Origin of the sequence: Bacteroides sp., from assembly GCF_028690125.1 — a bacterium.
In the GTDB taxonomy this organism is placed as follows: domain Bacteria; phylum Bacteroidota; class Bacteroidia; order Bacteroidales; family Bacteroidaceae; genus Bacteroides.
Genome location: NZ_JAQVBV010000037.1, coordinates 13,225 through 26,220, shown reverse-complemented (window position 1 = coordinate 26,220; position 12,996 = coordinate 13,225). Strand labels below are relative to the sequence as shown.

General features: G+C 35.9%; 18 protein-coding genes. All 18 read right to left on the bottom strand.

The features are described from left to right. Positions 1-2 precede the first annotated feature (2 nt). Positions 3-560 (bottom strand): DUF2800 domain-containing protein, encoded by a 558-nt coding sequence (locus PHO71_RS19650; protein ID WP_300206601.1) that lies wholly within the window; start codon positions 558-560, stop codon positions 3-5. Beyond that, complete coding sequence (locus tag PHO71_RS19645; protein WP_300206599.1) at positions 532-822, bottom strand: hypothetical protein; 291 nt, start codon at positions 820-822, stop codon at positions 532-534. Before PHO71_RS19645 ends, PHO71_RS19650 begins: the two co-directional genes overlap by 29 nt. A 112-nt stretch (positions 823-934) precedes the next feature. Then, positions 935-1,168 (bottom strand): hypothetical protein, encoded by a 234-nt coding sequence (locus PHO71_RS19640; protein ID WP_300206598.1) that lies wholly within the window; start codon positions 1,166-1,168, stop codon positions 935-937. A 471-nt stretch (positions 1,169-1,639) separates the two neighbouring features. Next, the gene (locus tag PHO71_RS19635) at positions 1,640-1,792 is read right to left on the bottom strand and encodes a hypothetical protein (RefSeq protein WP_300206596.1); all 153 of its coding nucleotides are present in this window, start codon (positions 1,790-1,792) and stop codon (positions 1,640-1,642) included. 52 nt (positions 1,793-1,844) lie between these two features. Continuing rightward, the gene (locus tag PHO71_RS19630; protein ID WP_300206594.1) at positions 1,845-2,195 is read right to left on the bottom strand and encodes a hypothetical protein; all 351 of its coding nucleotides are present in this window, start codon (positions 2,193-2,195) and stop codon (positions 1,845-1,847) included. Between the two features lie 18 nt (positions 2,196-2,213). Continuing rightward, entirely contained in the window at positions 2,214-2,708 is a 495-nt protein-coding gene (locus tag PHO71_RS19625) for an F-BAR domain-containing protein (protein WP_300206593.1), read from the bottom strand. A gap of 139 nt (positions 2,709-2,847) precedes the next feature. Then, positions 2,848-2,994, bottom strand: coding sequence for a hypothetical protein (locus PHO71_RS19620; protein WP_300206591.1), 147 nt, complete (start codon positions 2,992-2,994; stop codon positions 2,848-2,850). Between the two features lie 183 nt (positions 2,995-3,177). Further along, complete coding sequence (locus tag PHO71_RS19615) at positions 3,178-3,690, bottom strand: hypothetical protein (protein WP_300206589.1); 513 nt, start codon at positions 3,688-3,690, stop codon at positions 3,178-3,180. Positions 3,691-3,739: 49 nt separating this feature from the next. Next, positions 3,740-4,054: a hypothetical protein gene (locus PHO71_RS19610; protein ID WP_300206588.1), complete on the bottom strand. Its 315-nt coding sequence runs from the start codon at positions 4,052-4,054 to the stop codon at positions 3,740-3,742. A 184-nt stretch (positions 4,055-4,238) separates the two neighbouring features. Then, positions 4,239-4,454 carry a hypothetical protein gene (locus tag PHO71_RS19605; protein WP_300206586.1) on the bottom strand — a complete coding sequence of 72 codons (216 nt, stop codon included), beginning with the start codon at positions 4,452-4,454 and terminating at the stop codon, positions 4,239-4,241. A gap of 101 nt (positions 4,455-4,555) precedes the next feature. Beyond that, positions 4,556-4,921, bottom strand: a complete 366-nt coding sequence (locus tag PHO71_RS19600) for a hypothetical protein (RefSeq protein WP_300206584.1) — start codon at positions 4,919-4,921, stop codon at positions 4,556-4,558. A gap of 39 nt (positions 4,922-4,960) precedes the next feature. After that, complete coding sequence (locus tag PHO71_RS19595; RefSeq protein ID WP_300206583.1) at positions 4,961-5,254, bottom strand: hypothetical protein; 294 nt, start codon at positions 5,252-5,254, stop codon at positions 4,961-4,963. 223 nt (positions 5,255-5,477) lie between these two features. Continuing rightward, the gene (locus PHO71_RS19590; RefSeq protein ID WP_300206581.1) at positions 5,478-5,963 is read right to left on the bottom strand and encodes a DNA N-6-adenine-methyltransferase; all 486 of its coding nucleotides are present in this window, start codon (positions 5,961-5,963) and stop codon (positions 5,478-5,480) included. Next, positions 5,960-7,141 (bottom strand): hypothetical protein, encoded by a 1,182-nt coding sequence (locus PHO71_RS19585; RefSeq protein ID WP_300206579.1) that lies wholly within the window; start codon positions 7,139-7,141, stop codon positions 5,960-5,962. Before PHO71_RS19585 ends, PHO71_RS19590 begins: the two co-directional genes overlap by 4 nt. A 135-nt stretch (positions 7,142-7,276) precedes the next feature. Further along, a complete protein-coding gene (locus PHO71_RS19580) occupies positions 7,277-8,119 on the bottom strand; it encodes a Bro-N domain-containing protein (protein ID WP_300206577.1) in 843 nt (280 codons plus the stop codon). Between the two features lie 16 nt (positions 8,120-8,135). Beyond that, positions 8,136-8,597, bottom strand: coding sequence for a BRO family protein (locus tag PHO71_RS19575; RefSeq protein ID WP_300206575.1), 462 nt, complete (start codon positions 8,595-8,597; stop codon positions 8,136-8,138). A gap of 4 nt (positions 8,598-8,601) precedes the next feature. Further along, positions 8,602-8,859, bottom strand: coding sequence for a hypothetical protein (locus PHO71_RS19570; RefSeq protein ID WP_300206573.1), 258 nt, complete (start codon positions 8,857-8,859; stop codon positions 8,602-8,604). A 27-nt stretch (positions 8,860-8,886) separates the two neighbouring features. After that, on the bottom strand, positions 8,887-12,960 hold the full coding sequence (locus PHO71_RS19565; protein ID WP_300206571.1) for a DUF5906 domain-containing protein: 4,074 nt from the start codon (positions 12,958-12,960) through the stop codon (positions 8,887-8,889). Between the last annotated feature and the right edge of the window lie 36 nt (positions 12,961-12,996).

The following is a 12,996-nucleotide window of genomic DNA, read 5'->3' as shown; positions in this document are numbered from 1 at the left end:
GTTTACACCCCCTGTTCTTTTATACTCGCTATAACTTTGTCATGTGCTATAATTGTGTCCATTATCGGAAGAATTTCATCAGCCGATGGATTGTGAGTCCAAATATCATCATGCTGGTAAATACGTAACTCAATTTCTATGTCACCAGGTTTGATATGATACTCTAAACAGAACAATGCCGAATACACCAGTAATTGTTCTATGTGTGCTGGGATCTCGCCTGTTTTCAAGTCATGAATTCTAAGTACATTATTTCTAAACAAAATAGCATCAGCAGTACCAAAACAATTTTCAGAATAATAAAGGATTTGTTCTGGTATCATTTTAAAACCGATGGCGTCATTGATGTACATGTTCAATGTCTTCTGCGACTTTGGTAATTTTTGTCCACGTTTAATACAAAGCGCTGCAAATTCATGATCAGCAGTACCTTTCATTGTGGCTAAATGTTTTGCATAGGCTCTCGATACTTTATCCTCATCGTAGTTTATCCAATGATATTTACTAGCGCTGAGGAAAGCGTGCTGGCCTTCAAGCTTCAAATGTTCGTTGAAGATCATTTAACACGTCCTCCTTATTCTCTGGAGAGATGAATCTTGAAAAAGACATTTCGTTCATCAGACCAACATAATATTCTTGATTGGGCTGCTTACTAGCAGTAATTGTTTTTTTACATTCTAAAGTAGCCCATTTGTTTTTATACAAAATAAGAAGATCCGGAATACCTTGTATGTTTCCAGAATCTAATTTTGTAACGATGCATCCGATAAACAAAAGTTTTAACTCTTGTTTAAGTTTTGATTGAAAATCTTTTTCCAACATAGCAGTACTCCTTTCTCTTTAGTGTTTTTGACAAATTAAAAGACAAAAAGTAAAATAGGTCTTTATTTCTATCTCTCTTCATAAAAGGGCTTGTTTTTTTCGCGGGGCAGATTTATCGTTCTACCGAAATGGTTAAATATTGAACTGATTCGGTTTCGTTAATATTACTATCGATCGATAAATCATGACCATTAATTAATGAAGCCTTTCCAAAAATATCAACGTATTGTCCGGTCGTCCTTTCTGGACGCATGCTAATAACTTTACCAGAAGATAACGCCAACAACTCATCTTTTGTGATCACAATGTTATAATTACAAGATGGTAGAACAAATCCAATTTTCATACTAAAACCTCATAAAATATCCAAAAGCCCACTTGCCCACTTTGTTTGGCCAAAACTCTTTATATATATAATACTTTTTATCACAATTAAATAGAAATAAAAGTGGGCAAGTGGGCTTTTTGTCCTACAAAACTTAAAAAACACCCAAAATCGTCCGAAAAATGCTCAAAAACACCCAAAATCGACCATTTTTACTCAAATTTACCAATTTTCTAAGCCCACTTTTATACCACGAAAGTGGGCTTTTGCCCACTTTTTTTGGGCTTTTGCCCACTTTTTTAAAAATTTTTCATAACTTCACCACCCACTTTCACAAAATTTCACTCAAAGCCCACTTTCAATTTTTCAAAAGTGGGCAAAAAATAAGAGCGTCAGTATCAACTAACGCCCCTAAAATTATTATATTGACTCTACTAACAATCAAAAATAAGAAAGAGTCCTTGTTCGGACCCCTACTTATTTTTACGATGGTCAGTCATTGGTTCCTTCGTCTGTAATTGTTACGTTCGTACACACACCATCACTATATGCTCCTGCTTTGATATTGTCCAATATCAACTCTAACGCGCATATGGCTTCCTGATTTGTACGAGCATCAACCGATACCACAACTCTGTCACTCATGATTAACACCTCCTTCCATAATAGGAGCTGCAAAAAATGCGTGTTCTTATTTTTAAAGTCCAGGAACCTTTTTAACCAATTCAATATCTGAACAATGACCTTTAGCCCATTGTAATAGCAAAATAACATTATCAATGTCTGCATCTTCAAGCACCGCAAAATACTCATAACCTCGAGCATCGTTTGAATCTCCATCATAAGAAAAAAATTCAAAATGTCCAGGTGCTGTTGCTAATGGAAAAACTGGCAATGTACCGTTATAATGATGCACTCCTTTTTCATCAGTTTCTCCAGCATCAACTTTTATTTCATAATCGTCTTTCGGATTTCCATATGCATCACAAGGTGTAAATATTGTTCCGGCAGGCATCCTTACAAATTCTTCTGTCGCTACTATTTTCATACAGCCATCTCCATTCTATTATTTAGGTATATATATCATTTTTGATCCGTCTTTAAACCATGCAATAATACCTTGCGCCAGATCAACACCAGAATACATTTTGCTAGCAGGTCTGCAGTCTGTAATATCGTCGAGCATTCCCTCGTCAATTTTGTTTTTAAAATCTGTAAATATGTCGCCGTATGTTCTGGTTTGAATTTCTTCAAAATAATAATGAATCATCATGGAATCATACAATGACAATTCGTTAGTCCTCATACTAACCACCTTGACCAATCTATATTTATCAGCATCGCCTAAGGCTATTGTGTCACCAATATTTACGCCATCAAAAAATTGAGGGTGACTCAAAAATACAATATTGTGTTCCTTGTTGACCCAACCGTCATCAGGATGTGCAGCTTTAATGCCACGTTTTCTTAACGACTTAATCCATTCTTTTTCAGCTTCCATACGTTCCCGTACAATATTATCAAATGCTTTCATAAACTCTACGCCACCATCATTCAACATTTAAATCCCTCCTCAACTATTATTTCTCAAATACCTGATGAGAATCCAAATTAACCATAATCCTCCGGTGATGAAAGTTAAAAATACATCCAACAACAAACCACCTGTACTACGTCTTTGTCTCATACTAGTTCTCCTCTCAATTATCAAAAAAATTAACAATGCCAATCACCACTCCTGCAATACGTGTAATCTTTTTTTCATCAAGGTTTTTAATAACTTTTTTAAAACCCTTTTTCTCTTCAGTTTCAGATAACGGTGTAGCAACTTCTTCTTGCTTCTTCAATCTATTCATTACAGGTTACAGCCACGTTTGTGAACAATCTTTTATTATTGTTAATTTTAATATCCATAATGTGTCCAACGTGTCGCATCATCTCAAATCTATACGCACAAACATCAAATTTTATGCATGTACTACAATGTATTATTTTATCTTCCATAAAAACCACTCCTTTAGTAAACTGTCTTAAACTTTCTTAGCCATAGTTTCAGCCATTGACGAGTAAATTTTTGTTAAATTGGTGAGATTTTGGTTATGGTCTTCTAACATGGAATCTAGACTACCATCAAATTTTTCAAGAATATGTTCCTTGGCTTCAGCTCTGACAGTCCGCTTCAAATCGTCAATATCAATCCGAGCTACCTGCTTTGAAATTTCTTTAGCTACCGATTCAGATATTTTCTCTCGGCTAGAGCCAACTGATGTCTTGACGTCTGAATAAATTTCGTCATTTATATTTTTAAGAACAATCGCTGTTGCTAATTTGATAGTTCTGTGAACTTCTCTCTCGGCAGCTTGTTCTACCGCTTTCTCAATAATAGTGTTGGATACATCAACCTTCGTTCGTATGGAAATATCAGAAATGGCTAAATTCAATTGATCACAAATATTACCGACTCTAGCGTTTGTGTAAACCGAATAAGCTATCGCTGCCAAACTAACAGCAATACTGATTTTAACTACTGTTTCTTTTTTCATAATTATACCCCCTAGTATAAAGTTTAAAGTGATAAAAAAATAAGAGAGCCTAAGCTCTCTTAAAATATAAATCTTGTAATCCACCTGGTCTTACACTAATTTCAATTGTTCCAATACTAATCAATTCTTTAATAAGTTTAGAATATTCTTTACCTGAACATTTGAATGTTACGAACCATTTTTCTGGTTGATTTGCCCACCCGCAAGTGCTAACTACACCGTTAGCTACTATCTGATGTTTATTAATAACCGTCAAAACTGTTGTCACATCCTCTTCGTTCATGATAAAAGATCTACTATCTCTTAAAAAATTCAACATATTAATCTCTCCTTTTAATTTATGTAAACTCCATTTAGTTTCCATAATATGGATTGAAAAATACGCGTGTTAGAAAAACAGTTCCGGATGTAAGATTAAAACAAACAACTCAATAAATACTCGAATCAAAAAAGCAATACATAACGCATTTAGTATTTTTTCAAAAAATTTCATAATAATTATCCTTTATGGTAAAAAAATAATAGAGCCCAATTAAGGGCTCCATTTCTTATTTTTGACTCTTCTTATACTCTAACATAGATTTCCGAATATGATCGTACAAAGACGGATCAAAATCACAAATTTTTTCCAAACCTCTTACCGCCAGGCTATTGCTTCTAGCATAACCGAGTTTATACCCGATTACTGCTGATATCGTAATAACGCCAACTGTAATGATTGTATCTTTTCTTGTAACTTTGATTTCCTCTTTTTCTTCGTTCATAATATTACCTCCTAATATAATAGTATAATTGTTCCATAATACACATTGTAAACATGGCGCGCAAAAAAAGAAAGGGGATTACACCCCTCTCAAAATTGACATTACTTACTTATCCACACGACTGATGTGAGATCGTCCAAAATATCAATTTGGTAAGTGTTACCTCTTTCTTTAATAAATTTATCAACTACTTCTTTTGTTGCGAATGGTACTGAATAACCAGATTTAAACATTGCGCCATAAGATTCTAAAACCGCATTATCGCCAGCTACTATATCTGGATCAACATGTAGTATGTTTGTAGGTATTGTTTTATCAGCCATGTATTTAGCAAATAGAACTTTCCCAACAACCATTACAGTTAATCCTCCGATAATAGCAATCTGAACGTCATGTTTCTTGTAAAATTCTTTAACTTTGTTAAACATAATCATGTCCCCTCTCAATATTGTATTTGTAGTTTCCATAATATGAGTTGTAGAAACTGCGTAAAAAAGAAAAGAGTCCTATTTGGACTCCTCATCTTTTTTAATCAAAACTTGTTTAAGTTGAATAACACCAGCAGTTACAGAAATACCGACCAATACACCAAGCGCTAAATATTTATTTCTGGTGATAAGTTCACCAAGACGCATATTTGTCGAAAAATCTTGTATCAACACATCTCGCTGATCCCCGATAACGGGGGTATGCTCCATAGTCCTACAATCAGTGTCGACAATAAATGCTGCTAATTCTTTCATGTCACCAGAAATTTTTACCGCTTTTGCTGTAAGTTTATTATACTGTTTTTTATCCATTTTTATTCCTCCTTATAATTTAGTTTCCATAATATGCATTGTATAAACTGCGTGGTTATTTTTTTTCCCAGTTTACAGGTCTATGCGAATCGGTGTTTACTGGCTCCTCGAGACAACTATTACACGGCTCCTCAGATTCCGGCAAAGCTTCATTCTTGCAAGTTTTACAATACAGTCCAAAATATACTTCTTTGTCGTTACTTTCCATGATTTACCTCCTAACTCAAGAATAAATTTTTTCAATTTCTTCAGGTTTCAAATATATCCAATGGAAACCGAATATTACAACCATTGACGGAAATGGTGCGGCGTTATCGCTACCACCGAATTTCAATCGTCCTTTTACGAAATAAATCTCAGCAGATGTTTTGAATATATATTCATGAAACCATTTAGTATCGGTTCTGGCAGGTATCAACGCCACCACAATGGTTCCCGGTTTTCTAGATTCTTCATAACATTTTTTTATCCATTTTCCAGTGACATCTCTTCCATATGGTGGATTACAAAATACTCGATGCCCGCCCCAATCTTTAGATAAGCCGTCATCGTCTTTTGTAAAAAAATTAGTACATTTGGCATTTTCAGCATCAGCACAAGGATCTAATGTGAAATTGAATATATGATTCATCCTATCAAAAATATCTTGAGGTGTAGCCCAATTTTCAGTAGCACTACTAAATAATGCAGGATTTATTATTTTAATCACCTCCCATTAATATACTTGGTTTCATTGAAGTTCTTCTTACTTTTTAAAGCTTTGTTTATTGCCTGATCGATACCACTGTGAGACTTTATGTGATAATACCATAAGTCTGTATAAGGAGTATTTAGTCTGTCGATTCTTCCAGCAGCCTGTATCATAACCTTATACGAATAGTTCTGAGAGTAAAATATGATTGTATCAGTCTTAATACAATTCCAACCCTCACAACCAGCCGTATACTGCACTAAATATACCCAAGAGCGTCCTTCTGGTAGTGGTTGGTGTTTATGTCCGTTCCATTCCGCAATCTCCACATCCGGTCCATAATTTAGATTTCTCAGTACCTCTAGCTCATAATCAAAGTTGTAAAATATAATTACTCGTGGATGTTTTCTGAATATTTCTAATACAGCCAGCTCTCTAGACGTGTCCAAATTTACAGCTTTACGCCAAACGTAACAAAGTCCTCCGGCATTAGTTATGGGTTCTTTCTTATAAGGATCCCATCTACTCTTACCAATTTCTTTATATTTGACAGTATCATAATCAGTATAAACATCTTCGTGATGAGATATGGTCTGTCTTTGAAAATCCATATTTATTAGGATCTTATTTCGAAGCCGTACCAATCTTCCAGTATTTATATATCGGTCAACTTTTGGAAATTTGCTAAACCGACTATAAATAATATGTTGTTTATCAAACTCCGTACGATTCTTATAAAAACCATTAGCAATGAATACTGGAATATAATCCTGCCAAGTATCCCCTGGCGTCGCTGATAACAAAACCCAATCGTTATTTCTAGCGATTTTCAAGAACGCCTTAACCCAAGAACCGGAACCGATAACTCGTTGCTCATCGAATATGAAGAACGAGTCTTTGACTTGAGCATACTTAACAATGTTGTTCCAGCTATCTATAACTACTTTTTGGTTTTTGTAAAAGGTTACATCAGAATGCTTAGACATGAGAAATGGGATCAACTCGCCATCCCACTCAAGGGTATCACGTTTTCTAGCGGTTGTTATGATATATAAGTCTTTTGGTTTTTTCATATTTACATATTTACCACCACTTAAACTTTTAATATCACCTCCATTTTGTAGATAGTAATAAGCTAGTGAGGTTAAGCTCTTTCCAGAGCCAACCCCACCACATAATATACAACCAGTACTCATTTTTTCCAAAGCTGCTAGCTGATAGTTAAATAATTTTATCGCCACATCTAATTAAACCCTCCTTTACAGAAAAGAAAAGAGACCTATAATAACATAAGTCTCCATCTTCAAAGTTATTTCATAACGTAGCCTTTCTTAAATCTCTACTTCGTCCAGAAAATCGTCAGCATATTTAGCCGCAAATTCATCCTCTGCGATTGTTACATACATGTTCTTAAGATATGCCTTAATACCGCTCTTACCATTCACGTCCCACTTAGACGGACTGATAGTAAGATCAACATGTCTAATTTCAGCAAAGTCAAGAGTACCAACAGATTCCTCATCGAGCAATGTTTTCGCACGTCTGGTGACCATGACAACTTTGGGTGGGAAGTTATCAAATCTGACAGTAACCTGAATATAATGTGTAGGTTCTTCAGATGCATCGCGAGGTTTGAGTGATTTTACATTCCAACCGTCAGCTAATAACTTGTCAATCTGTCTTGGATCTTCGATGATTACACAGAAGTTACGGTCGCCAGCTCTGTTAAAATCTGTTCCTTCGCCTGAGAAATTTCTGAACGGTCCCGATAACAGTGTTGCGTTTTCAATAATAAGATTTCTTCCATCTGAAAGAGTCCGACGTTTTTGTAATTCGCCAGTTCTGAGCATTCGAAGCATCTTCTTGATCTCGAATTTGAATTGTTTTGCCAACGGCTTGCGAGACTGCATGAGCAATTCGTACAAACCATTTTCGGTAACAAACCACATTTCTCTTCTCTGACCTGCACGATATATTGTATCGGTCAGCTTTTCATCATCATCAACAAGGTCCAACATCTGTCCAACCTTATCCATGGAATACTCGATTTTTTCAGCAATTTCATTTGCTAAAAATATAGGAGTATCGATTGAGCCGTACATGTTAAAAGGCGTTCCCAATATGGTGATAACCTCTACGTTTGCTACTTCGTTTTCGTTAATTTGATCTGCCATGATTTCATTCTCCTTTTTATTGTTCTTCGTTGTAAGGGATTTGTATAACATCTCCACCAGGGACTGTTACAGATTGCATCATAATACCAGTGTCAGGATCTATGAACAGATTATCCAGCTCGTGATCCCAGTCTTCAAATTGCTCTACTACATTTTTCCCACGACTCTTTCTCAAATTGATAAGCTCGTCATGGATGATTCTCCGCCATTTACGGGCTAACGGTTTTCTACTCTCAGACAAAACATTATATAAACCATTTTCGTTTACAAAACTAACGTTTCGTTTTTGACCTGCAACTACCATCGGTAGGTTCAGCTTTTCGTCGTCCTCACATACTGACAACATGCCCCACACATTACCTCTGCTGTAATCGATCATACTGGAAATTTCAGAAGCCATGAACAACGGACTATCCAGCGATGAATATACATTGAGAAGTCTATTACCAAAAGATATAACTCCAACTTTTTCAACCACTATACTACCCCCTTATATTGTGATAAATACTCCAAACAATGCTTTGTATTATTTCTTTTTGTCGATCATCAAGTTCGTCATACAAAGTAAAACCTGTGCAACCATCGTAATCGTCGCCAAACTGTTTATAATACTCACTATGTTTCCAAGTTTCAGGATAGTCATTCTTATATTTAACAAGCTGTTTAGCCTTCACATCATAATCGTGATCGGATATAACACAACCATTAAGCTCATAATAAATATAAGAATGAACAATCATAAATCTTTGTAGAAAACAAACCTCTCTTCAGAAAGGAAGTCCATTATTATGTACCGGATGATAAGGTTCTTCAGAAACAAACCAGTCGAGCTCGCAATATTTTTCTATAGAAGAAACCGCATCATCAACAAAAGACCGATAATAGCCCTTATCAATACTATCCTCTTTTGCTAACTCTTTTACCATTTCCGATTCTAGCCAACGATATCCTTTGGAACCAGTAGCCGCTCCGTACTTACCATCTTTCTCGCGCATAAGCAATCCGCCGTCACAATCAGGTTTGATTGGGCAAAATTGACCAACCTTTCCAACAAATCGGTAGCTATGTCCAACTTCTATTTGTTTATTTAATTCTTGACATGCCGATTCGAAGCTAGTATCCGAAACCAAACCCTTCTTATACGAACTTTCAAGCTTTTCTAACTCTTTTTCATATTCAGAAACATCCGGAAGATCTTCGTTCATATCCAAATACAAAGAAGATGTAACTGATTTGGTTTCACATAAATCGTTAAAGACTATCGGTTCGTGACTGAATAACGTTTTGAAAACGTAAGGTACTGCAAACTGAGTACCAGTAGCTGTCCATTCAGATGGATGCTTTCTGTTTTTTTTTGGAATATAACCATAGAGCTGTTCACATTTCTCTTTCGAAGCATACTTTGCGATATAAACAGCATCATTAACGAGACACATTTTATCGTACGTAGCCTCATGTTCAAAATCGTATCCATAAATTTTACCAAAGTCCATTACGAACTGTATGATTTCTGGTGTGGCATCCGGAATCTTGATAGAGTCCGTTTTAATATGTGCTACGATAAAGCCTTTTGCCTCAACCGCGTATTTGAGATCAAGCATAAATAATGCCCCTCTTTTCGCAACGATGTTATCAATGTTACGAGGATCTCTGAATGGATTATCGAACCTTGCTGACGTTAATCCATACACGGAATTAATTGCAGTCTTAAGCGCATTCGCCAAATCATCGGAAGTCATCTCACCATCGAGAACTTTCTGAATAAATGGCGTAAGCACGCCATCAAGCATGTTATTAACAATATCCCATGCTTCATGTTTGATACTAACTCTACCATCAACAATTTCTTTATACCGAGTTGTGAATTCAACTCCGAACAGCACCTCGCAAATAGTACTATTCGGATGCATCGAAGCTACATCTAGTAAAGCTACATCACCATACATACCCGGTGCTGAACGTACTAAACCACCCTCACCAATTTCCTCACCACGATAAATCGATTTACCAAATTCATATTTATAACCCGGAAAATAAGGCAAAAGACTATCCCCATTGAAACTATTTCGTATCATGTCAGGTTTGGCCTTGATCAAAAAATTCATAACATCTCCGGGTAATGTTTTAACTGGTTTTGAAAGATCGCGATAATTGAATTGACTTTGAGGTTTTTTATTTTTGTCAAATATGATTCTCGTGGTTAACGAGTTTGTGGTGTCGTTATAGGACATACCTGCCAATCCAGCCAAGATTTGTCTAGCGGTCCAGTCTGCTGAAAGATGGTCAAACGTTACCTCAGTAGCGATAACATCATCATCACAATATTCGGCTACAGTATTCCACATTTCTTCTGGTACTGGTTGATCCCACGGAAGTCCCAATTCGTGATGATGAATACCTAATTCGATTTCAAATTTCTTAAGACTCTTTTTGTTGCCGGCAGATGCAAAATCATACACATCAGTATATGAAATATTGTATGCCTCTCCGAAGAAACAATTCTTACTACCTGTTATGATTCTTTGAGACAGCTCATATAATTGTTCGTTCGTATAACCCATGAGTCGAGCATACACGATATGATTATCGTATCTCCGACAGTTGAAACCAACCAATTTAAATCTGAGAAGCTCTTCAATTTCAGAAGGCGTAGGATTAATCATTCTGACCACTGGTTTTCCAGAGCCTTTAATTTTCCAACAAACGACAAATAAATTGGGAAAAACCTCAACGTCATAAAATATGATTTCTTTATCCGTCACAACATTGTCAGATGGTTCTTCGGACTTGAATTTCATTTTTGATACGAGTTTGATACAGTAGTCCGATTGGTTGGAACTACCAGCCGCGAAAGCTAAAACTGCATTTCTCATATCAGTAATATCGTATTTCAACCCGCCAGCATATGAGTCTTCTAATATTTTATAGATAAAATCAATACTGGATTTGGTTGATGGGTGAATTTCTTTGTTTAGGTTTCTTTTTATCTGAGTCCTAAGACCTCGTTCACTTTTGATCGAGTCAAAATTGACCACTTTGTTCTCCTCCTTTAATGGCAATCCGGAACTGATAGTTGCTACTGGTACATCATTACATTTAGAAACTCTACGTCTCAACGAACTATTACCAGTAAAGACTTTAATTTCGATATTGTCATCGTAAATACGACTTAGCTTTGATACGTCTCCTGAGTAAATATAATGAAGATGCACGCCGCTTCCGCTTTTGCTAAGTTCGGCATATGTAGCAGGCCATTTACTGGCCGCTTCCACATTTTTTTCAAATGATTTTTTACCACTTTTATCCTTAATGTCAAAGTCAATCACTATGTGTTTTTCCGGAACCTTGACAAAATGAACTTTAGTAGTATCGATCACACTTAATGTGGATGTTACTTTAGCCCATTTTTCAATAGGCATATCGTTTGGTGTTGCGTATTGAGCTGGACATCCGGCATATTCCAAATCAAATAAAGACTCAGAATGTGTAAAATCAATTTTACTTTCGATTACTTGTTCATTAATTTCCACATGATTTGGAACATCAAATTTCTCGGTTCTAAATCCAATATAATAACTACGAACCCTTGTGCCGTCGTCAAAATTGAATCGCTCTTTATACTCTTTAAAGTAGTTTTTCAATTCTTCTTTAAATACACGCTGAGGAAATGGAAATGCTACTTTCGCATCCTCGCAGTAATTCTTGTACATTTCCCAAGAAGCTTTAAGTGTTGTACCATCTTCTTTTTTAAAAACATGATACGCATCGATTACGAAATTATAGAAATCATTCGATGCACCAAGCATTGTAATTGGAATATAATCGTCGTAATATGCTGGGTTACTCAAATATACTTGTTGACAATGGTAAGCTATCGCTCCAAGTTCAAAATCTATCTGAGATACAAGTTTCTTATATTCTACAGATGATACTTTATTTCCGGATGGTGAAACATCAATGAGACGTCTTATAAGTCCTGATTTTGCATCCGTTATTTTTACGGGTTTGTTAGTACCCATAAACAGAAAACATTTGAACTTATTGGCGTACGTCGATTTAAACTTCTCGTTAACAGTCATCATCTCATGAGAAACAAGACTGTTCAATCGAGTGTTGTCTTCGATTTTTGATAAATCACCATCATGTTGAATTGCAATTAATGGATTCGTTTTAAATGATTCCAAAGCAAACGAGTTGCTAGACGAACCCAAAGCTTTTGCATCAAATACCGAATAATACCCTTCAAATAGTTGCTGAATAACGTTTAAAATGGTGGATTTACCAGTACCTGCTGATCCATAAAGAACCATAAACTTTTGTATTTTTTTAGACTCGCCGCAAATGATCGAACCTATAGCCCATTCAATTTTGCGACGTTCTTCTTCTGTATATATGACTGACATCAATCTGTCATACGATGAAAATGAACCCTCTTGTAACGGGTAGTTTAGTCTTTTACTAGCATAGTCTTTCTTGTTCGTTTTAGTGTTGGAGAATATAAGTTTTTCATCCAACATATGAAAAGAATCTCGCATTTGTTTCTGACAATATTTGTGCCAGGAGTCTATCATCCCTGACTCAGCGTCCCACATGTGTAAGACTTTAATGTTCGAATCAAAGCGCTGACTATTTTCTTTCGCATATCTATCCAATTCGCCGTCTATAAGCTGAAGAGCGTCTTGCTCATCTGTAGACCACAGACCAAGTTCATCGATCCAAATAGCGTAGAAGTCACCGCCCCTCACCATAAGGTCTTCGCTTTTTTTGATGATAAATTTTGGATAGATTTCTACTACTCCGCGCTTAGTACTCCGCGTTGAAATCATCAAAAAATCAATCATCGTTCATTAGTCTCCTTTTTTCTTTAATTCGGTCAT

Coding starts and splice junctions, on each gene's coding strand:
- PHO71_RS19650 (WP_300206601.1), bottom strand. CDS start 560: ATGATCTTCAACGAACATTTGAAGCTTGAAGGCCAGCACGCTTTCCTC.
- PHO71_RS19645 (WP_300206599.1), bottom strand. CDS start 822: ATGTTGGAAAAAGATTTTCAATCAAAACTTAAACAAGAGTTAAAACTT.
- PHO71_RS19640 (WP_300206598.1), bottom strand. CDS start 1,168: ATGAAAATTGGATTTGTTCTACCATCTTGTAATTATAACATTGTGATC.
- PHO71_RS19635 (WP_300206596.1), bottom strand. CDS start 1,792: ATGAGTGACAGAGTTGTGGTATCGGTTGATGCTCGTACAAATCAGGAA.
- PHO71_RS19630 (WP_300206594.1), bottom strand. CDS start 2,195: ATGAAAATAGTAGCGACAGAAGAATTTGTAAGGATGCCTGCCGGAACA.
- PHO71_RS19625 (WP_300206593.1), bottom strand. CDS start 2,708: ATGTTGAATGATGGTGGCGTAGAGTTTATGAAAGCATTTGATAATATT.
- PHO71_RS19615 (WP_300206589.1), bottom strand. CDS start 3,690: ATGAAAAAAGAAACAGTAGTTAAAATCAGTATTGCTGTTAGTTTGGCA.
- PHO71_RS19610 (WP_300206588.1), bottom strand. CDS start 4,054: ATGGAAACTAAATGGAGTTTACATAAATTAAAAGGAGAGATTAATATG.
- PHO71_RS19605 (WP_300206586.1), bottom strand. CDS start 4,454: ATGAACGAAGAAAAAGAGGAAATCAAAGTTACAAGAAAAGATACAATC.
- PHO71_RS19600 (WP_300206584.1), bottom strand. CDS start 4,921: ATGGAAACTACAAATACAATATTGAGAGGGGACATGATTATGTTTAAC.
- PHO71_RS19595 (WP_300206583.1), bottom strand. CDS start 5,254: ATGGATAAAAAACAGTATAATAAACTTACAGCAAAAGCGGTAAAAATT.
- PHO71_RS19585 (WP_300206579.1), bottom strand. CDS start 7,141: ATGAGTACTGGTTGTATATTATGTGGTGGGGTTGGCTCTGGAAAGAGC.
- PHO71_RS19580 (WP_300206577.1), bottom strand. CDS start 8,119: ATGGCAGATCAAATTAACGAAAACGAAGTAGCAAACGTAGAGGTTATC.
- PHO71_RS19570 (WP_300206573.1), bottom strand. CDS start 8,859: ATGATTGTTCATTCTTATATTTATTATGAGCTTAATGGTTGTGTTATA.
- PHO71_RS19565 (WP_300206571.1), bottom strand. CDS start 12,960: ATGATTGATTTTTTGATGATTTCAACGCGGAGTACTAAGCGCGGAGTA.